Consider the following 20,450-nt stretch of genomic DNA (forward strand, 5'->3'; position numbering starts at 1 on the left):
TTTTTTAGAAGCTTTATATTTTATATCTACATCATTAAAAATCCAGATAAATTATTAGCTATTTTAAATTACTTCTTTTATGCCGGAATCATTATTTCTCCGCAGTGAGCAATTCGGCATTGCAATCGTTGAGTCTCATGCAAAAAACGAGCAAGGCACTCTATGAGATTACCTCGTAGGGTGCCTTTGAATCATCGCCTTATATTTCCTTGATTTTCGTTAAATCTCCACTGCACAGGGCGTCTAAATTCTCAAATATTTTCTCTGCAGGCCAGTCCCACCATTTTAACTCCAGCAAATAGGAAATCAGGTTATCGTCAAAGCGTTTGCGAATAATACGTGCGGGGTTTCCTCCCGCGATACGGTAGGCCGGAATATCCTTTGCCACAACGGAATTTGCGGCAATGATTGCACCATCTCCGATGTGTACTCCCGGCATAACGGTGACATTTTGCCCGATCCATACATCGTTTCCGACGACCGTATCGCCCTTGATGGGAAGATCTTCGAGCGACGGGGTTGCCTTTTCCCAACCATGCCCCATAATGTTGAACGGATAGGTGGTAACACTGCACATCCGATGATTTGCTCCATTCATAACAAATTCAATCCCTTTGGCAATGGCGCAGAATTTACCGATAATGAGCTTGTCCCCTAAAAATTCATAATGATGCGTCACGTGTTCTTCAAATCGTTCCGCTTCGTTGATATCATCATAATAGGTGTAATCACCAACCGTGATATTCGGTCTGGTAATTACATTTTTGATATAGCACACGCTTTTTATGTTTTCGTTCGGATAAATCGCATTGGGGTCTGGTCCATACCGCATATAGTTACCTCTCTATTTTTTTCGAATTTGGTTGTCTACCCGTCATCATATCATATAAATTGCAAACACTTTTCCAATTTCGTACCGTAGCCGTATTAAACACCTTGGAAGTGTAGCCGGCTAGTTTTGATTTTCGTATACTTTGGTGGCAAAGAAGATAGCATTCCCTTTTTCCCACTCGTAGTGTGTCAGACCCGGCATACTTCCTGCGAATGGTCTCAATCTGCGATTCCTCCGGTAGGCTTTCTAAAAAATAAACATAAAGGTGCTCTACTTTAGGGTCGGCTGTTTCGGCAGCAATCATCTCATCTGGCGAAAACGGCATTTGTGCAATAAGATACTGCATCTCATCTATATTTCTGATAATCATGACAATTTCAAACCCAAACTGTTTCACGAAACCATCGCTAATCTTATTGTGTAAAGAGGCTTCATCAAGATCGGAATCCAAAACCACATTACCGCTTTGGACATAGGTTTGAATATTTTTGAAATTCAGGTCAAGCAGCAATTGCTTTAAGTCGTTCATCTTAATGATGTTTTTGCCACCAACATTGATTCCACGAAGCAATACTACATATTTCATCCGCTTCACCTCTTCTATCTCAATTAAGTCCAGCTTCCGTGCACACCAAAAAATCTTAATACCTATCCTGTTCTCTTTTCAAGTCCAAAATTGATATAACATGAATCCTGTTATTTAATTCATATGATTTTAAGAAAGCCCCTCAGATTACCCTTGATTATGCTAAAAGGTTACATATAAACCCTGCCCTGCCTGTACCGCTTTTTCCAAAAGCTCTATTGCCTGTGCCAGCTGATGCTTTCTTTGGGGAAATGCCCGGGCATGCTCTATGAGCTTCTCCAAACTTTCCGCCACTTCTTCCGGTGACTGAAAATAGGAACCCATTTTCCCGGGATCAAAATAATCTTCCGTTGGGCCGAAAGGTTTACCGAGTATCGTAACAGATAAATCCTCCTGCCACTCTCTGAAATAATCGTCCATTTCGTCCCAGTCTTCTCCAAGGCCAATATCGTCGCAAACACGGTAATATTTCGTCAGCGCAAAATCCCCGTATTCCTCTGGCGTGCGGAGCTCCAGCATGGTTTCCCAATCCTCATCCAGCGGCTCACCCTCATAGGGGTCTGTCAACTGTTCTAGGTTTTCCTCCATAAAAGACTGAAGCGGGGCGGCGTTGTTATGCTCCAACGCTTCATATAGTATGGGGGAAAGCTCATTTTGAAAGGTTTTCTCATCCAATAAAAAAGCCTTATGTTCCAAGTGAATTTCTCCTAACATAAATTATAAACTTATAAAATCCATTTTATTAGAGCGTGGGACAATTGATAAAAAACCTACAGCATTATGTATTAACAAATTATTCGCACATTAATTTACTTCTCTAAGTCTAAGCTTATTCACTTTTTTGTTTTTGCGTTCGCATCTTGATTATATTCATAAGTGTATCATATTTAGATTTCGTAACTTGGTACTTAACTTATTCTATTTCAAATTATAAAATAATTCAATTAAATTATGGTTCGTTTTCTACTTCTCTTATTGCCATCTTTACATAACCTTAATTATCCCCCTTTGATTTACTAAAGTCCCATCACTACGCGTTAAATTAAAAGCCACAAGCATTCATGCCTGTGGCTTATTGTTTAAGATAAGTGGAAGTAGTGATAAAGATACTTCATCAATCGAGTGAGGCATTGATCGTAGTTTACATTTAAATCAGAAGTTGCCCTTTTGCAATTATTTTAACATCTCCGGCCACCTTGATGTAACCTGTAGATTGTTCCGAAAATACTTTTATCTTGCTTGGTCTTCCCACAAAACTGCCTTGATTAATTTCTATATCTTCATCAGCATTGCAAATATTCCATTTATAGAGATAAGCTCCAGTCGGACCAGCTGCACTGCCGGTTGCTACATCCTCAATCAATCCCCTGTTATCCCAAGTACGCCCTTCCATTCTATCTACACTAAATAAGTAAACAAATTTGGCTTGAATTTTTTCTAATTGTTTTTCAAAATCATTGGTTTTGATTTTTGCTATTTCTAACCCTGAAGCAAGAGGAACAATCAAATATGGTAATCCAGTTGAAACAACCTCCATTGGAAGTGTGGGATGAAGATGGTCTGGTGTAAGATTTAGTGCGTGCAAAAACTGATTGACCAATTCACCGTCAACCTTTCCCAAAAATTCGGGTACCCCTTGATTCATCGTAGCTTGAAAATAGCCTTCTTTTTTTACTGATTCTGCTTGCAAAGTTTTACTATTCAGCTCAAAGACTGCGGTCGCGTTTTGTATTTCTGCATACAGTTTCTCGTGAATGACGGCCATAGCTCCTAATATTGGATGCCCGGCAAAATCCAATTCCTCTTCCACCGTAAAAATTCTAGCGCGAAAACGATTTCCCGCGGTCTGTCTGAGAAAAATAGTCTCAAATTGCTTGAACTCCTGCGCGATTGCCTGCATATATTGCGTATCCATATCTTCTTCATGAAATATAACGGTCAATCCATTCCCAGAAAGAATTTTAGAACTAAATACATCTACATGATAATAAATCATTTGCCTTCCCCCTCTTCACCAAATAGAGCTTATTATAACAAGTTGTTTTTTATATCGTATTCTCCAGCAAGCAAGTTCCTTCAGGCATTCATCATTCATTGCAAAGCCTTTCATCACATCTTCTATCAATCGTCCGCTTATCCAACGTCTATATTAGTTTTAATAGAAAATTTAACTCAATGATTTCTCATATTCAATCCATATTGTACCACAACAAGTTTTTCACTACTTTAACACCGATTTCTCATTCGTACCGTTCTTTAGTTCAAATCCCCTTAGTATGTCAAAAATAGCCGATGTCATCTATGAAACTGTGGAACAAAAAAACCGAAAAGTCAGATGCCTGTGGGTTTGACCGCATGGCATAGTCTATGATACCACGCTTTTTTAGCACAAAAAAGACATATTTTCTTATTTGGCGAAGAGCTATGTCTTTCTTGTGTCACTTGCTCAATTTAGTTGCAGGCTTCTAACGGAGCAAAACCTTATTTCTGCCCCAACGACCCCTCTTCTTACCGATGCGCTTCGTTTTTACCCAACGTCATTTTACGGCCCGCCTTTATTAGCAATATAACAGCTAAAACGATAAACGGAAGTCCTCCAATAAGGCCGGTGATTGCTGGGCCAAGTAGTGGGTTATATCCGCTCTTTGCAAAAATGCTTGGCAGTGCCGCGCCCGCGTTCACCGTTGAATGGATCATGGCAGCTGGAATGGCGCTTTCCAGTTTGATTGATATATAGCCTTCGATAATGCCAAGCACAACGCAAAAAACGATCATGTCCAGAATGCCGAGCCATGGATAGCCCCAATAACCGGTTCCGTAATTGTGGCCCATCACGATAACGGGCAAGTGCCAGATCCCCCATATTACCCCTGTTATAATTAACGCGGTCCTGTCAGATAAAAAAATGCGCAGTTTGGGGAGCAAATACCCTCTCCAGCCTAGTTCTTCACCCATGGTTGGTATGATATTTACAATCGGGCCGATAACAACAAAAATCAGAGCTTGAACAATTAGCAGAGTGGACACGGCAAGTCCCTGTTTACCACTTGAAGCGACCATCCCTTTTAAAGTTGTAAGCTCCGGGTCAAACGAACCGGGGAAAATCAGGAAATAAAGCACTCCGCTCAGAATCAACAAGGCTGTCGGGCCGAAGTACAAAAGCAGATACTCTTTCACATGTCCCTTGAAGTGGGGACGAAGATACATATTCCCAAATCCTTCTTTTGTTATAAGCCGTGTTAATAAATTGGATAGCGCAGGCATAAACATAGCGACTGCCAAAATTACTACTGCCGCCCCGCTACCATAGGTGAGTCCACAGATCGGTACCAACAAAAAAACGATCCAGGTAAGGATGAATGTAAGCGCAATAAATATAATCAGTCTTTTTTTTGCCGCCAATTTTTCGTGTTCCATAGTAACATTACCCCTTATTTATATGATTCGCAGTTATGTTGAAGCTTTTTAGTTATATCCTGAAAACGCTGCTCATCTGAGAGAACTGAAAACACCGGATTATTAACAATCACATCAGACATACTTTTCCTGATTGTTTTTTCATCCCGGGGAAGGTCGGTTCCCAGATTAAGCTGATCCAGCCATCCGTCCAGACGGTCGAAAAAAGCATCGCCATGCAAGCGCAGGGGATAAATATCGCTTATTACAATCTCGGTGTACTTTTGCAGCATTTCAAGCGCCTTATCATAATTTTTCTGAGCAATAAATCCCTGCGCGGCTGAAATATAAAGGCCGACCAGGACACCGGGGTGCAGATGCCTCATGTCAAACGTTTCCGCTACGACAAGCGAGCGTCGAAGTACCTCGTCGAATTTCGATGGGACATCCGCACATAGAGTAAGATAGGCGGGAAAGAAGTTGAACAGGACAACGATGTTCTGAAACATTCCGACCTGCAAAACGGATTTCGCCTCCTCGGTGCGCCCCGTCATTTGGTAAGCGGAAGCCATAAGCGATTCAGGGGGCAGCGCAGGCACGACTGATCCATCAAGCAGCTCCAGCGCGGTATTGGCATCACCGGAAATGAGGCTACACAGGGCTTCCATAAACAAAGCCTGCCTGGTAATCGATACATCATCACATTCCTCTCTGATACGGATAAAAAGACCCTTGGCTTCCTCAGTCAAAGATGCAGTTTCTCGGGGGTCTTTCAGCAATTCGACATGGTTGATCATTAGTATTCCTAGATTCAGCAGCAGCGGAAAGCATGAATAGTATTTTCTAATTGTTTTTCGGCAGTCTTCCATCACCAAATTAAACGGTTTTGAGGCAAAATCAGCCGAAAGGTTTCGGTATAGCTTTTGAATATTCTCTTTTGTCATCTGCGGTTTATAATCTATCAATTCGTCAATGCTGATGTTAAAGTACGCAGCCAGCTGTGGAAGAAAGGTTACGTCCGGATAACTTTGACCCGTCTCCCATTTGGAAACGGATGCCTTGGACACGCCAATGTAATTTGCAAGCTCATCCTGGGTGATGCCCTTTTCCTTGCGCTTATTTACAAGCACTTTTGCAATATTAATTTCTTTCATATCAATCACCTCTGACTATATTTTAGTTGGTAAGCAGAAGGAAATCAATGGATTTGCAGTTGATAACGGTTGAATAAATCAACCTATGCGATACTTTTAATCGGAGCTTTTGTTATATCGCATTAGATGGGGTAAATAGTACAACAGATAAACTCAGCTCAACGGCATATCATTGTAAAAACATCCCTTCTAAAATGTGAATACAAAAAGACACGACAGCTTTTTAACAGTCGTGCCTTTCGTCGATTTATTCTGCTTTCATGTGAGTTCGAATCCTCACTTTAACCATTTGTTCGAAACTCTTCTGGTTCAAAGGTTGTCAAGATTGTGTTCCATCAGTTCACCTCCAATAGCAGTTTATAGTTCCTGCCTGACAGGGCACAAAAGCTGAACGCAAAAACTTGATTTCATACGCTTCTCCGTATATACTTATGGATAAATATTTACTATGCGGAGAGACAAGTATGCTTGATTATATATCTGTTCAGCAGGCCGTTGACAAATGGAAAATTTCAGAGCGCAGGATACAGAAGCTCTGCGAAGAAAACCGTATTGAGGGTGCTAATTCGCTTCGCTCATGCCTGGGCGATACCGAAAGATTCGGAAAAGCCTGCTGATGCGAGAACGAAATCTCAAAGTAAAAAGTAAGGGAGGTTCGTGGAATGCAAAATAATATTCTGATTATTGACGATGACATGGGGCTATGTCAATTACTAAAAAAATGTGTAGAGAAAGAGAACGTCTCTGCTGAATTTGCACATACCGGAACAGATGGCTTAAAGTTAGCATTGCAAGGCAATTATCAATTGATTGTCTTGGACGTTATGCTCCCTGAAATGGATGGTTTTCAGGTTCTGGAAAGAATTAGAAGCATTAGTGCCGTCCCAGTGTTGATGCTTACGGCAAAAACAGCAAGCACCGATAAAGTAAATGGCCTTCGTTCCGGTGCCGATGACTATCTGACAAAGCCTTTTGACGTGGAAGAATTTATCGCCCGCGTTTTATCCTTAATTCGAAGATATACAACCTTAAACAACAATATCAGCGTAAACGAAGAACCTCATCGGCTTTCCTTTCAGAAGCTTACTATCGACTTGGACACCCGGATTGTTCACACTGGAGATGTACAAGTATATGAAAGACTATGTAGATGTGCTGTTTGAATGGTTTAAACTGAACTCCAATGAAGAAACCTTTACTATTCGGGAAGTGGAGCTTGCGGAGTTCACCAGAAACCTGCTGAAAGACTGGATTCCGATCTTTGAGGACAATCAACTTGATTTCGACATAGACGTCCCAGAAAAACGCATAAAGGTCAATTTAGATGCAGATGCCTATACGCGTATTATAAATAACCTAATTCAGAATGTAATCTCCCATAGTAGAGCAACCCACGTTAAAATCAAGGTGTCCCTCCTTACTGCTGATGTAATGATTTCTGTTGCAGACGATGGTAAAGGAATTTCCAAGCAGGATTTGCCGCATGTTTTTGAACGGCTTTATAAATGCGATACGGCACGTTCTGAAAAAGGAAGCGGATTGGGGCTGTCCATTGTACAGCAGCTTGCAGAAAAGATGGGTGGTTCGATTTCAGTCCAAAGCGAGCCGTATCGACAAACAGAATTTATCGTGCGATTTCCACTGACTAATGAAAAAACCTGCTGAATGAAAGGCAGGTTTTTTTACTTCTCTCGTGAGATTCAAGGTTAATTCAAGGTTCGTGCAAGGTCCTTGCAAGGTTGAGGGGATAAAATCAGATTTATGAGATCTATAAAAATAAGGAGGACTTTATATCTTGAGTGATCTTGTAATTGAGACCAATAATTTGACAAAGCAATACGGTGAACAAAAGAGTGTTGCCAATTTAAGTATCCATGTGAAGAAAGGCAGAATTTACGGTCTGTTAGGACGCAACGGCGCGGGAAAAACGACTACTATGAAAATGCTACTGGGGCTGACAAGTCCTACATCTGGCGAAGTACGTATTTTCGGGAGAAACATGCGTACGAATGATAAGAAAATTCTTTCCCGAATTGGCAACCTGATTGAATCGCCTGGCTTTTATCCTAACCTCACCGGCACGGAAAACCTTAAGATTATGGCGAGGCTCCGTGGAGTACCGAGTAGCAATTCCATTAAAAACGCATTGGATGTGGTGGGATTGCCTTATAAAGATAAAAAACTGTTTTCACAGTATTCGCTTGGAATGAAGCAGCGGCTTGGTATCGCAAATGCTATTTTGCATGATCCGGAGCTTTTAATCTTGGACGAGCCTATTAACGGACTTGATCCCATCGGTATAGTGGAAGTCCGTGATTTCATAAAGCGGCTTAGTACGGAACAAGGTAAAACAGTTTTAATTTCCAGCCATATTCTGTCTGAAATGGCCCTGTTGGCGGACGATATTGGCATCATTGACCACGGTGTTTTACTGGAAGAAGAAAGCTTGGCAGAATTAGAGAAGAAAAACAGCAGATATGTTCATTTCATCGTAACGGACACGTCCCAGGCTTCCCGGATTTTGGAGGCTGACTTTCATACATCCAATTTTCATATTGATGACGACCATAATTTGCGGCTTTACGATACGGAAATAGAAGTAGCGGCTATTACCCGCAAATGGATTGAAAGCGGCCTCAATATATCAGAAGCGCATACCCAAAATGATACCTTAGAGGATTACTTTAAGCACGTCACCGGGGGTGAGGGAATTGCTTGATTTAATCATTTGTGAATTTGCCAAAATCAAACGGCAGAAGTTTGTTCTATTTTGTTTGTTAGCGGCCTGCATTTTTCCTATCCCACTGACCGCATTAGCAGCAAAAGACAGTCTGCATTTTGAACAGCTTTTTAAGCTGGTCGTTACGTTCGGAGATTTTCTCCTTTGCCATGCGTACTCAGTGTAGTGGCAAGCATTCTGTTCTTCATGGAAAGAGACAGCGACACGCTAAAAAACCTGATGACCGTACCGGTTCACAAAACCAAACTTGTGGCAGCAAAGCTATCCGTGCTTTTGATTGTTGCCGTACTATATTCCATAGCTGGCTTAGGAGCTACCATCCTAGGCGGACTGGTTGTGGGTGCTGTGGAAGGAGTTGCTTTTAAATTAGGACTAAGTGCTATCCTTGGCCTGATGCTGTTTGTTTCAGTTCTTCCCGTTGTTATTATTATTGTTTACTTTAACAAAAGTTATATTTTTTCTATTCTAATCGCCTTTATATATTCTATCTTTAATTTTGGCATATCACTTAATATGTTAAACTTCGCACCTAACAATGCTCTCATTACCGTGTTGCCCGCACCGGTCATTATGCGCTGGTGGACATCTTATTGGAGCGGACTGACTGCGGAATATCTTGCAATGAGAAAACCATATATGCTTTCCACGCCGGTTTGTGCAGGCATACTGATCTTAATTGCGGTAATATCAGTTTTGCTGATTTCATTCGTATATAAAAAACAGGAAGATTAGGAGGGACCTATGATTAATATAGTTATCACGGAATTTCAAAAGCTTAAGCGCTACAGCATTCTTTGGGTCGGCATTGTATCCGTGTTGTTTTCTGCACTTTTAGCCGTTTTTCAGCAGAACAGCGGTAATGAAATAATGCAGTATGAAAGTTATGCAAACAGCGTCTTATGGAATAACTTCAGCATGGCTTTTCCGTTTATGATTGTTCTGATCGGAGGCTATATTATAAACCGTGAGTATGTGGATCATACATTAAAAAATATGTTGACTGTACCGGTTCCGTTTCGCAAATTATTGGCCGGAAAAGTGATTACAGTTGGGCTTATCACCGCATTGTATGGGCTTTTTAGCTTTCTATGTACATTTGTCATAGGGGCGATTTTCTGTCATGGAAATACATCTCCGGCTCTTGTAATGAAATCCTTTTTTCAACTCGTTGTATTAGGACTTTGCTGTTATCTTGCCGTGTTGCCGATCATTCTTTTTTTTAGCAAAAAACAAAACGGTTTCCTCGCCGGGACCGGGTTGGCCTTTGTTTACGGATTCTGTGGCATCTTTATCGCCGGCAGAGCATTGACTGATTACTATCCTATTACCGCTGGCCTTGGAATTATTAAGTTTACGGGAGACGGCACACTCACTTTTAATCTTTCTGTGGAAATCGGTGTCTTGCTCATTATGGCAGTACTATCCATCTTTATGCTGCTTTCTATGAAAGGCTTTGAGGATAACGCCAAGGTATCTAAAACTACAGGAAAGAAACAACGGACGCAATCATAAATTAAAAATGTGGTATATCATTATGAAAGATAAAATTTTAAGCATCATTTCGTTTATAACTGTATTTGTTCCAATAATTTTATACAAAGCTGCTCATTTTAGAAAGGTCAGGGCTGTTGTTATGCCCCGCTTGTAAATAAACGATTAAGACGCAGAGCCGATAACCGTTGAGAATTCTCATGGCTATCGGCCCTGCTTTCTTTTTACTTTTTTTGGCTCTCTACAGTGGCTTGCACAGTAGTCTTGATGATTTGCATAGATTGTTCATCGCAGTTGTAGTAGTTGCCATATATCAAGAAATATTGTTACTGCTTCACTCTCGAAAATATGGCAGTCGCATAAACGCTTCCTTTAGCTTCTGCTTTGCCGACTGAAAAAGCATTTCGTTTCTATCCGTCAGCTCTTCTTCTCCAAAGTAGCGGTCTGCGATATATTTTGTATACCTCAGTTCCATCATCACACCCTCAATCCGCTCACCAAAAAGCTCACGGTAGTGGTTTATAATGTGTCCTCCCAAGTTTGCATTATCTATAACACTGTAGCCTTGTGCCGTAAGACTTTCATGCAGTCCATGCAATGTCTGTTCACAGGACGTAAAACCGCGTCGGTTGGATAAATAAATATCCTGACTGCCGCCATCGCCAAAATCAAGGAAGAAACTGTGCAAGTCCATAAAGAGGACTGACGGATACACCTTTAATTTCTCGCGTAACAGCTTTTCAAGCGCCTGATGGTAAGGATCATAATATAGGCTTACCCGGCGGTTAATTTCATTTTCATCTAGCAGTGAAGAGTACAATGGACTGCCTTGGGTATTTTCCTGATAGACCACGGTTTTACGATAATCTCCAATGCTTGTATTCTCGGCTGATCGATTCATGTCCACCACATATCTGCTTAGACGGTTGATTATAGTCGTACATCCCATTGCGGGAAGAAAATCGTATAGCTCCGGCAAAAACCAATCTGTGTTTGATAGACAGGTGCCATCAAGGAAGCGGCTGCGAATGTCTTCGGGAACAAGGGTACCGCTGTGGGATAAATCAATCACCACCGGAAACTGATGTACATTTTCATTCAAAATTGTGAAGTGTTCCAAGTTCATTCATCCCAATCTTTCTAACACTTTGTGTTTCTTTGAAATCTATGGATAACCCATCAATTAGTCAGGATAAAAATCGCATCGGCTGGCATTCCAAGCTCCTGAACAAGCCTATATAAAAGATTATCTCTGACCGCCAACCCGGATATATTACACATTGAATTATGTCTTATTATAAACCAAGTGCTAATTTTTGAAAGGTCAGGGTTGTTGTAAATCCATGGTTCACAACACTCTTTATCTGCATGGTTCCCTCATGGGCTTCCACAATTTGCCGGACAAGCAGCAGCCCTAAACCATGCCGCACATCCAGCCTTTCATCCGTGCTGTTCATGTAATGAGGCTTTTCCTCTAATTCCTGCAGCTTTTCAGCCGATAATCCAATACCATCATCAGCGATAATCAAGATAATGGAACTATCGGAGCATTCAAGCGACAGCCTGATATGACAGCCTTGCGGATTATGATTTATACTATTCTGTACCAAATTGCTTACAGCCCGTGAGATTAAGCGGGGGTCACAGTTAATTGCGGCTGTTTCGGCAGCGGGAGTTATTTCAATATCAATGGAATGAAGATCGGAAATACCTGTATTGAATAATTCTGCTAAATAGGAACGCAGCAGCTTTGATAATCTGACAGGCTCCTTGTGTAACGGCTGCATTTCATATTCCAACTGTGATACCAGATTCAAATCTTGAACCAGTTCTTTTATCTTAATGCTTTGCCTTCGGATAATTTCTGCCTGTTCCTTAATTGAACTGTCTGCAAAGTTGCTGTCCGCGATACGCCCTGCATACCCCATAATCATAGAAAGAGGTGTTCGTATGTCATGGGAAACGCCGCTAATCCAATTGGCACGCGCTTCATTCTGCCTGCTTAATATCCGCGATGCTTTATTCACGCTTTCAGCCACCTCAGACAGCTCCCCACTCATGGAAAGCAATACTGGCTTCCCGTGTGAGAGTGTTTCGATAGAGGCGACGATCGGTTCGGTATTCCTGATGATTTTTCGTTTTGATAGGTAATATGCAAGGAACAGGAGCAGCAAATCAATCGCAAGCATTCCTGTAAAATACAGCGGTAAAGTCTGAATTGCCTGAATGGAGAAGTAATTGCTTGTGAGTTTTGTGTAGCTGTTTTTGGGATAGCCCAATACCAGCAGGCCATCCTCAGCGTTCCAGACGAAAACAGGGTAATCCGCAAGATACCCTCTGGAAAAAACGGCTACATCCTGAACGGTATAGCTGTCTGGAATATCCTCCGGCGTATCAACCGACCACGCACATTGTCCCTCTGGGTTCAGAAACATGGCCCAAATGTGATTGCTTTGGAGCTTTTGGCGGGCATCTTCCGATATGCCGCCTAAATTAGAGGATTCTGCAATTTCCTCTAACATATTTTGCGGAGAAGTCTCACCGTAATCTTTGGTAATGACATTATGAAACGTAGAGCCAAAAGAGACTGCATTAATCAGAAACAAGGCTATCACAAAGACAGCAAAGGAGGCCAAATGCTTTGCAATATAACTCCCAAATGATTTCATGGCATCACTTCCTTGTGTTGAGCTTATAGCCCAACCCCTTAATCGTTATGAGAGAAACTGGCCTTGATGGGTCGGTTTCGATTTTTTCACGTATGCGCCGTATATGTGCATTCAGGCTGTTCTCATACCCAAATGGGTTATCGCCCCAAAGAGCCTCACACAGTGCGTCAACCGTTACAATCTTTCCCTCGTTCCGAGCAAGCGTCTCCAGCAGCAAGTGTTCCTTTGCTGTCAATGGAATTGCTTCGTTTCCTTTTATTACTTCGGCGCGGCTGAAGTCAACCGTAGACCCCTCCAGCTTAATAAGCGGAGCATCCTCTTTGTAACACCGCCGCAGGACAGCATAGACGCGCAGCAGTAATTCCTGGGGCAAAAACGGTTTTACAATATAGTCATCCGCACCAAGTCCAAGACCAGCCAGCTTGTCCGTTGCTTCGTCCTTTGCCGTCAGAAAAATGATCGGCACATCTGTAAATTCCCGCAGCTGCCGCATAAGTGAAAACCCGTCCCCGTCCGGCAGCATTACATCCAGAATAGCCAAATCCGGTTTTCCCTCTTTAGCGGCCGTTGCACCAGCTTGGACGGAGTTTGCCGAGACGATATTTTCAAACCCGTCATCCGTCAGGATGGCGGTCACCAGTTTAAGCAAATCAGGCTCGTCATCCACCAGAAGGAGCTTTTTATCATGTAAGAACGAATGATTCAAGATATCACCTCCAACAAAGCAATTATAACATGGTGTATCAATATTGAGGCTGTTCCCACGAAAAAGTAAGGTAAAAGTAAGGGCGCGGGAATGCAGATGTCAGGATGGTGCTGTACCATAAAAGCGTCGAAAGGAGATGCTTTTATGGACTATATCATTACAACCGAAAAGCTGACGAAGAAATACAAGAATTTCATTTCCGTCAACAACGTTTCACTTCATATCCGCAAAGGCAGTATTTACTGTCTCCTCGGTCCCAACGGGGCGGGAAAATCCACTACCATGAAAATGCTTCTGGGGCTGACCGCGCCCACAAAAGGCAGTTTTACTATTGACGGGAAACACTTTCCCAATGATCGGCTGGAAATTCTGAAGGAGATCGGTTCTTTCATCGAATCGCCCTCATTCTATGCGAACCTGACTGGTCGGGAGAACCTTGACATCATCCGCCGGATTCTAAAGCTGCCGAAAAGCTCTGTGGAAGATGCTCTGGAGCTGGTCAGCCTTACCGAGTATGGCGACCGGCTAGCAAGAAAGTATTCGCTGGGCATGAAGCAGCGGTTAGGGCTTGCCGGGGCGCTCCTGGGCAGACCGCCCATCCTCATTTTAGATGAACCGACCAATGGTCTCGACCCCTCCGGTATCCATGAGATCCGCAATCTGGTAAAGTCTCTGCCTAGTCTCTACGATTGCACAGTATTGATTTCCTCCCACATGCTGTCGGAAATCGAGCTGATGGCAGACGATATCGGCATTCTTAATCATGGCCGCCTGCTGTTTGAGGGGAGCTTGGACGATCTTCGCCAAAGTGCGCTACAATCCGGCTTCGCCGCCGACAATCTGGAAGATATGTTTCTCTCTATGGTTGAAAAGGACAATGCAGCCAGAAAGCAGAGGTCGCAGCCATGAGCACGCTTGCAATCGAACTTCGGAAGGAGAAGCGGAACGGAGTCATCCCTGTACTGCTGGCGGCTGGCGTTTTAGGGGCAGCATACGCTTTTGTCAATTTCCACGTGCGAAAAGACACACTGCTGAACCTGCCATTGTCCCCGATGGATGTTCTGTTAACCCAACTCTACGGCATGATCATGATTTTAAATATGTTCAGCATCGTAGTAGCCGCCTGCATGATTTACAACATGGAGTTCAAGGGGAACGCAGTCAAAAAAATCTATATGCTGCCGACGAGTGTCCCGGGGATGTACTTCTGCAAATTTCTGATATTAACCATTCTTCTGCTCATTGCGATTGCGATTCAAAACCTGGAGCTTGCGCGGATCGGCATGTCCGATTTACCGCAGGGAACCTTTGAAATGAACACGCTGGCAGCCTTTGCGGCATATTCCTTTATAACTTCCATGCCGGTGTTGTCCTTTATTCTGCTGATTTCGTCCCGGTTTGAGAATATGTGGGTTCCGCTTGGGGTAGGCGTTGCCGGGTTTTTAAGCGGAATGGCCTTGGCCACGTCCAAGTCGGCTCTGTTGATGATTCATCCATTTGTCGTGATGCTGAAACCCGCCGTTGCCATGACCGCACAGCCGGACAGCGCGGTGATCATCATTTCCATGGTAGAAATGATCATTTTACTGATTGCCGGACTATGGATGGCAAAACATCTGCGTTATGAATAAGGAGGGGGGATTGAAATGAGTTTTAAAGAACTGCTTAAAATTGAATTTATGAAAGTGAAGCGTTCAAAAATTGTCCCTTTGATTTTCGTTGCCCCGTTATTGGTGGTAGCATCCGGGATTGCGAACTTGAGCAGCTATTTCACACCGGAATATACGAATGCGTGGCCAGCCATGTTCATTCAAAGCGCATTGGTATATGCCTACTACCTCCTTCCACTCAGCATGATCGTAGTCTGTGTTATGATTGCTGGACGGGAAACGCAGAACAACGGCGTCTTAAAAATGCTCGCCCTGCCTGTCAGCCGGTATGCGCTATCGCTGGCGAAATTCTGTATGCTGATGTTTTATCTTTTTATGGAAATGGTAGTCTTTTTGGCGGTGTTTGTTGTCGCCGGACTGATTGCCACAAGTACGATGGGGATTACGGAAACGCTACCTGTCCTATATTTGCTCAAATGGTGCGTTGGGCTTTTCCTTACTATGCTTCCCAGCGTGGCAATGATGTGGGCCATTACAGTGTTGTTTGAAAAGCCGCTGCTTTCCGTAGGCTTGAACCTGCTGCTTGTGATTCCCGGCGTGCTGGTTGCCAATACGCCGCTCTGGATTGCTTACCCGTACTGTTACAGCGGATATCTGGTGTCTTGCTCCCTGCATGAGTTTACAACCGCATCTGCCGAAACCGCTTTTTCGCTGATGCCCTTCCTGCCCTGCGCCGTTTTGGCATTCGTGCTGGTTTTGGCGCTGGCTGTTACCCAATTTGGGAAAAAAGAAATGAGGTAAAATCTTATGGAGAATAGAAAACTGCAAACAGTAAGCGTGGCTGCGCTCATTGTCAGCGTCCTGCCGCTAGCCACGCTTATCCCTGTTCTGTTGGAAATCACTTTGCCGGACTCAGTACGCAGCATTTGGGCCGGTGCCAACATTGTTTTTGTCCTTGTGGGCCTTTGCCTTTCCATCGTCTGTGTACGCAATCGCGAGAGCCGGAGTGTTGTGAATATAGCTTCTACGATAATCAGCATCTTCTGGGTGCTGCTAATGGTTGGAATTGTCGTTCTGGCATTGTTTCTGAACTTCCTGCAATAGGGAGGCAATTCAAAGAACCATTATTGTGGTATCAATTGAATCTTAATAATATTTAAGTTTGGGGCAAACTTGCGTCAAACGGACGTTGGCAGTCCTGCGGCAAGCATCTGTATGTAACAGGCGTAAAATCTCCATCTAAAATTGGCCGGGACAGGGCGCACTTATTAAGTGGTATTTTAAAATGCCCGAAATGTGGTGGCCCGATGTACACCAATAAACACGCTTGGACAAACAAAGATGGTACATATAAAGAAATTTACTATTATATGTGCAGTAAAGCCCGAACAGCACGTTGAAGAAGCTGTGACTATAAAGCTATGCTCAAGAAAACCGACATTGAGCCGCTTGTCATTAAAGCAATCAGAGAGCTGATTAAAAATCAGGATTTTGCAACAGAAATCAAATCAAGGATAGCCAAGGAAATTGGCACTTCGACGTTAAACAGAGAGCTAAGCAATTATGAGTCCAAACTGCGGTTGATAGAGCTTAATAAAACCCGTCTTGAAAATGAAATTGATAGTCTGTCGGAAGATATGCGTTTTAGAGAACGCAAGCCCACGATATGACCCTTCGCCTTGATGGACTGTATGACATCATCGTAGAACTGGAAGAAAAGATTGAGGATGTAAAGCTGCGCCGTAAAGCTGTGGAGCAAGATGCCATCACATTGAAAAACATCTATACCCTACTGGCTAACTTTGATAAAGTGTATGATAAAATCAAAGATGAAAAGAAAAAATCTCGATTTCTTTGCGAATCAAAGAAATCGAGATTTTCCCATGTGACGAGGCTGAGCTGCCTTTGATGTCATTAAATCTAATTATTATACTTTTCGCAAAATTCTTTTCTAGTCATTGCAAAGAAATAAAAATGGTGATAAAATATAGTTAACCTACTCATTTATTAACTATATCACATAAATAACAGCGAGGAAAAAGTATGTCTGATAATTATATTCAGGTATCAGGTGCAAGGGAACGAAATCTAAAAAACATAAATGTTCTGATACCCAAAAAAGAAATTACGGTTTTTACAGGTGTTTCCGGTTCAGGAAAATCATCTTTGGTATTTGATACAATAGCGGCAGAATCGCAAAGACAATTAAATGAAACCTACACCAGTTTTATCCGCCACCGTATGCCACATTACGGAAAACCCGATGTGGACACCATTGAAAATTTGTCCGTAGCCTTTATTATCAATCAAAGACGATTAGGGGGCAATGCCCGGTCAACGGTCGGGACAATTACAGATATTTATTCTGTATTACGTTTATTGTTTTCCCGAATTGGGGAACCATTTGTAGGTTATTCCGATGTATTTTCATTCAACAACCCAGCTGGAATGTGCGAACATTGCGAGGGCTTAGGAAAAATTGAAACCATCGATATTGAAAGAATGTTAGATAAAAATAAATCCTTAAATGAGGGAGCTATTCGTTTTCCAACTTTTGAACCCGGTGGTTGGCGATTAACCCGCTATATTCATTCAGGCTTTTTTGATAATAATAAAATATTGAAAGACTATTCTGTCGAGGAATTGGAGCTGTTACTTTACGCTGATGGAATCAAGGTTAAAAATCCAACACCCGAATGGCATAAAACCTCCTTGTATGAGGGACTAATTCCACGCATTGAGCGGAGTTTTTTAAAAAAAGAAGATGGTGAAAAAGTCAGATATGGAAAAGAAATCGAACGATTTGTTGTGAAACAGGAATGTCCCCACTGCCACGGAACACGTTTAAATGATAAGGTACTATCTTGCAAAGTGAACGGTAAAAATATTGCGGAATGCGCAGATATGCAAATAAATGAGCTTTTGGATTTTGTTCAATCTATTCATGCTCCCGTAGCCGCTACAATCGTTTCGGAACTTGTGAATCGAATTCAGCACATGGTATCCATTGGGCTAGGCTATTTAAACTTAGGCAGAGAAACCACTACACTTTCAGGAGGAGAGTCGCAAAGAATTAAAATGGTTAGCCAACTTGGCAGCAGCTTGACTGACCTTACTTACATTTTTGACGAACCAAGTATAGGGCTACACCCTCATGACATAAGCAAAATTAATGAGCTTATGCGATTGTTGCGTGATAAAGGGAATACTGTTTTGATCGTCGAACATGACCCTGACATGATAAAAATTGCAGACCATATTATTGATATGGGACCAGGTGCTGGAACCCACGGAGGGGAAATTGTATATCAAGGAACTTTAGATGGGCTGAAAACAGCGTGTACGCTCACGGCAAAGTATTTATCTTATTGCCCCAAGCTAAAGCCTGACACCCGTACCCCGAAAGGCTGGCTTTCTATTCAAAATGCAACCATGCATAATTTAAAAAACCTTTCAGTTAATATACCAAAAGGGATAATGACTGTTGTAACCGGGGTTGCCGGTTCAGGAAAAAGTACGCTTATTAATGGGGTATTACCACGGCTGTATCCTGAAACTGTTTTTATTGACCAAAAAGGCATTCAAGCGTCAAAGCGTTCCAACATTGCCACCTTTACAGGTATCTTTGACATTATCAGAAAATTATTTGCGAAAAGGAACGGCGTAAGCGCCTCCCTATTCAGTTTCAATTCACAAGGTGCTTGTCCTGCCTGCAAAGGTCTAGGCGTTACTTATACAGATTTGGCATTTATGGATACCATCGTTACGGTATGTGAGGAATGTCACGGAAACCGTTATACGGACAAAGTGCTTGCCTATCAGCTAAGAGGAAAAAATATTGCCGATGTTCTTAAAATGACGGTCACAGAAGCCTTAGAATTTTTTCACGAAAAAGAAATCGTAACGGTACTAAAACGGCTTTCAGACGTTGGTATCACTTATGTTTCTTTGGGACAACCATTAAGCACGCTTTCGGGTGGTGAATTACAGCGGATTAAACTTGCTTCCGAACTTGAAAACGGTGGTCAGATTTATGTTTTGGACGAACCGTCAACAGGTTTGCATATGGCTGATATAAAACAGTTGATTCGTGTAATGAATCGCCTTGTAGAACGAAATTCCACTCTTATTGTTATAGAACACAATTTGGATATTATCTGTCAAGCAGATTGGATTATTGACATAGGCCCCTATGCAGGACAAAATGGTGGTAAGATTATGTTTACAGGATTACCGAAAGATTTAATCAACTGTCCAGATTCTTTAACTGGACAGCACTTGAAAAAGTATATTAATGAAAAATAGGAGGTTTACTTAATGGCTATAAAAGAATTAGAGGAAAGTTATGTTCCCTTTCAATGCATGATTGTATCAGATTCAAATCGGTTCAATGTTGAGGGTGTTTCAACGGCACAATACTATATACTCGATACATTGAATAAGCAAGGGGCGAAAACCACGAAAGAACTTGCTGAAATGAGAGGTATCTCACAATCTGGTATTTCAAAATTAACAAAACGTTTGCTGGAAAAAAAGTATATTATTCAGGAAAGACAGACGAATGACCGCCGCTCTTACAATATTGTTCTTACCAAAGAGGGAAAAGATTTTTTAAATCGTGTTGAGGATTTTGGAAATGAAATTATGAACCTAATTGGCGAAGCATTAACAGAGGAAGAAGTATATGCTTTTTCAATGATGTGCAAAAGGATTACGAACTTATACGCAGAAAAACAATAGACATACTTAGTCGAATACAAGAAATTATCTGCCCTACGGAAAATAAAAAAAGGACACGACGGTATTAGGAGGTATCGTTGTGCTTGAAAAAAAAGATTGAAGATGTAAAGCTGCGCCGCAAAGCTGTGGAGCAAGATGCCATCACATTGAAAAACATCTACACCCTACTGGCTAACTTTGATAAAGTGTATGATAAAATCAGCGATGAAAAGAAAAAATCTCTAATTTCTTCGCTAATCAAAGAAATAGAGATTTTTCCATGTGACGAGGCTGAATTGCCTTTGAAGTCTATTTTATTCAATTTTCCTGATTATAAGGACGTTGGAGATGTTTGTGGTTTTTTTGTGGGACAAAAGTACGCACGTCTCAACGTGGAACGATAGCATCAGATTAATGTCTGGTATGTGTTTTGTTGATTTTCCGTGCGAGGGAATAGGTCGAGAGGGTTTTTATAGGTAACAGCTGTACAAGGGAATATGTCCACAATATTTTGTGATTTTTCCTGTTATAGGAAACAAGTCAATAT

At 42.0% G+C, this 20,450-nt stretch carries 22 protein-coding genes and 3 pseudogenes; 16 read left to right on the forward strand and 9 right to left on the reverse strand.

Features of this window, described 5'->3' with window-relative positions:
• Window positions 1-199: 199 nt before the first annotated feature.
• The 6 genes from E7L17_RS01195 to E7L17_RS01220 all read right to left on the reverse strand — a co-directional run bounded on the left by E7L17_RS01195 (window position 200) and on the right by E7L17_RS01220 (window position 5,968).
• Window positions 200-832 (reverse strand): Vat family streptogramin A O-acetyltransferase, encoded by a 633-nt coding sequence (locus tag E7L17_RS01195; protein ID WP_316321432.1) that lies wholly within the window; start codon window positions 830-832, stop codon window positions 200-202.
• 4 nt (window positions 833-836) lie between these two features.
• Entirely contained in the window at window positions 837-1,418 is a 582-nt protein-coding gene (locus E7L17_RS01200; RefSeq protein ID WP_316321433.1) for a DUF1697 domain-containing protein, read from the reverse strand.
• Between the two features lie 162 nt (window positions 1,419-1,580).
• Window positions 1,581-2,114, reverse strand: a complete 534-nt coding sequence (locus tag E7L17_RS01205) for a glycosyltransferase (protein WP_316321434.1) — start codon at window positions 2,112-2,114, stop codon at window positions 1,581-1,583.
• 451 nt (window positions 2,115-2,565) lie between these two features.
• A complete protein-coding gene (locus E7L17_RS01210; RefSeq protein WP_316321435.1) occupies window positions 2,566-3,414 on the reverse strand; it encodes a PhzF family phenazine biosynthesis protein in 849 nt (282 codons plus the stop codon).
• Window positions 3,415-3,926: 512 nt separating this feature from the next.
• On the reverse strand, window positions 3,927-4,835 hold the full coding sequence (locus tag E7L17_RS01215; RefSeq protein WP_316321436.1) for a CPBP family intramembrane glutamic endopeptidase: 909 nt from the start codon (window positions 4,833-4,835) through the stop codon (window positions 3,927-3,929).
• 14 nt (window positions 4,836-4,849) lie between these two features.
• On the reverse strand, window positions 4,850-5,968 hold the full coding sequence (locus E7L17_RS01220; RefSeq protein ID WP_316321437.1) for a helix-turn-helix domain-containing protein: 1,119 nt from the start codon (window positions 5,966-5,968) through the stop codon (window positions 4,850-4,852).
• A gap of 464 nt (window positions 5,969-6,432) precedes the next feature.
• On the opposite strand from E7L17_RS01220, the pseudogene E7L17_RS01225 reads away from it, so the two are divergent.
• From E7L17_RS01225 to E7L17_RS01255, 6 genes and pseudogenes are all read left to right on the forward strand, one after another.
• Window positions 6,433-6,616 (forward strand): annotated as a pseudogene (locus tag E7L17_RS01225) (DNA-binding protein).
• Between the two features lie 14 nt (window positions 6,617-6,630).
• Entirely contained in the window at window positions 6,631-7,131 is a 501-nt protein-coding gene (locus E7L17_RS01230) for a response regulator transcription factor (RefSeq protein WP_316321438.1), read from the forward strand.
• Window positions 7,103-7,633: pseudogene (locus tag E7L17_RS01235) on the forward strand (sensor histidine kinase); the annotation flags it as partial. The gene E7L17_RS01230 and the pseudogene E7L17_RS01235, both read left to right, overlap by 29 nt.
• 130 nt (window positions 7,634-7,763) lie before the next feature.
• Window positions 7,764-8,687: an ABC transporter ATP-binding protein gene (locus tag E7L17_RS01240; RefSeq protein WP_316321439.1), complete on the forward strand. Its 924-nt coding sequence runs from the start codon at window positions 7,764-7,766 to the stop codon at window positions 8,685-8,687.
• Window positions 8,671-9,440 (forward strand): annotated as a pseudogene (locus tag E7L17_RS01250) (ABC transporter permease). Before E7L17_RS01240 ends, E7L17_RS01250 begins: the two are co-directional and overlap by 17 nt.
• Before the next feature lie 9 nt (window positions 9,441-9,449).
• On the forward strand, window positions 9,450-10,220 hold the full coding sequence (locus tag E7L17_RS01255) for an ABC transporter permease (protein ID WP_316321442.1): 771 nt from the start codon (window positions 9,450-9,452) through the stop codon (window positions 10,218-10,220).
• Between the two features lie 313 nt (window positions 10,221-10,533).
• On the opposite strand, the gene E7L17_RS01260 is transcribed toward E7L17_RS01255, so the two are convergent.
• The 3 genes from E7L17_RS01260 to E7L17_RS01270 form a co-directional block, all read right to left on the reverse strand.
• Window positions 10,534-11,319: an N-formylglutamate amidohydrolase gene (locus E7L17_RS01260; protein ID WP_316321443.1), complete on the reverse strand. Its 786-nt coding sequence runs from the start codon at window positions 11,317-11,319 to the stop codon at window positions 10,534-10,536.
• A gap of 175 nt (window positions 11,320-11,494) precedes the next feature.
• The gene (locus tag E7L17_RS01265; protein ID WP_316321444.1) at window positions 11,495-12,868 is read right to left on the reverse strand and encodes a HAMP domain-containing sensor histidine kinase; all 1,374 of its coding nucleotides are present in this window, start codon (window positions 12,866-12,868) and stop codon (window positions 11,495-11,497) included.
• A 4-nt stretch (window positions 12,869-12,872) separates the two neighbouring features.
• Window positions 12,873-13,574 (reverse strand): response regulator transcription factor, encoded by a 702-nt coding sequence (locus E7L17_RS01270; RefSeq protein WP_316321445.1) that lies wholly within the window; start codon window positions 13,572-13,574, stop codon window positions 12,873-12,875.
• A gap of 144 nt (window positions 13,575-13,718) precedes the next feature.
• Between E7L17_RS01270 and E7L17_RS01275 the strand changes: the two genes are divergently transcribed.
• The 10 genes from E7L17_RS01275 (at window position 13,719) to E7L17_RS01320 (ending at window position 20,307) form a co-directional block, all read left to right on the forward strand.
• Window positions 13,719-14,483, forward strand: coding sequence for an ABC transporter ATP-binding protein (locus E7L17_RS01275; protein WP_316321446.1), 765 nt, complete (start codon window positions 13,719-13,721; stop codon window positions 14,481-14,483).
• The gene (locus E7L17_RS01280) at window positions 14,480-15,205 is read left to right on the forward strand and encodes an ABC transporter permease (protein ID WP_316321447.1); all 726 of its coding nucleotides are present in this window, start codon (window positions 14,480-14,482) and stop codon (window positions 15,203-15,205) included. The genes E7L17_RS01275 and E7L17_RS01280 overlap by 4 nt, the downstream gene beginning before the upstream one ends.
• Window positions 15,206-15,220: 15 nt before the next feature.
• Entirely contained in the window at window positions 15,221-15,985 is a 765-nt protein-coding gene (locus E7L17_RS01285; protein ID WP_316321448.1) for an ABC transporter permease, read from the forward strand.
• Between the two features lie 6 nt (window positions 15,986-15,991).
• Window positions 15,992-16,288 carry a hypothetical protein gene (locus E7L17_RS01290; protein ID WP_316321449.1) on the forward strand — a complete coding sequence of 99 codons (297 nt, stop codon included), beginning with the start codon at window positions 15,992-15,994 and terminating at the stop codon, window positions 16,286-16,288.
• A 203-nt stretch (window positions 16,289-16,491) separates the two neighbouring features.
• Window positions 16,492-16,584: a hypothetical protein gene (locus E7L17_RS01295; RefSeq protein ID WP_316321450.1), complete on the forward strand. Its 93-nt coding sequence runs from the start codon at window positions 16,492-16,494 to the stop codon at window positions 16,582-16,584.
• Window positions 16,585-16,605: 21 nt separating this feature from the next.
• Complete coding sequence (locus E7L17_RS01300; RefSeq protein ID WP_316321451.1) at window positions 16,606-16,854, forward strand: hypothetical protein; 249 nt, start codon at window positions 16,606-16,608, stop codon at window positions 16,852-16,854.
• On the forward strand, window positions 16,851-17,093 hold the full coding sequence (locus E7L17_RS01305) for a hypothetical protein (RefSeq protein ID WP_316321452.1): 243 nt from the start codon (window positions 16,851-16,853) through the stop codon (window positions 17,091-17,093). The genes E7L17_RS01300 and E7L17_RS01305 overlap by 4 nt, the downstream gene beginning before the upstream one ends.
• Before the next feature lie 134 nt (window positions 17,094-17,227).
• The gene (locus E7L17_RS01310; RefSeq protein ID WP_316321453.1) at window positions 17,228-19,489 is read left to right on the forward strand and encodes an excinuclease ABC subunit UvrA; all 2,262 of its coding nucleotides are present in this window, start codon (window positions 17,228-17,230) and stop codon (window positions 19,487-19,489) included.
• 12 nt (window positions 19,490-19,501) lie between these two features.
• On the forward strand, window positions 19,502-19,924 hold the full coding sequence (locus E7L17_RS01315) for a MarR family transcriptional regulator (protein WP_316321454.1): 423 nt from the start codon (window positions 19,502-19,504) through the stop codon (window positions 19,922-19,924).
• An 83-nt stretch (window positions 19,925-20,007) separates the two neighbouring features.
• Window positions 20,008-20,307 (forward strand): hypothetical protein, encoded by a 300-nt coding sequence (locus E7L17_RS01320; RefSeq protein ID WP_316321455.1) that lies wholly within the window; start codon window positions 20,008-20,010, stop codon window positions 20,305-20,307.
• The last annotated feature ends 143 nt before the right edge of the window (window positions 20,308-20,450 follow it).

It is taken from the genome of Clostridium sp. (genome assembly GCF_032576335.1).
In the GTDB taxonomy this organism is placed as follows: domain Bacteria; phylum Bacillota; class Clostridia; order Oscillospirales; family Acutalibacteraceae; genus Faecalispora.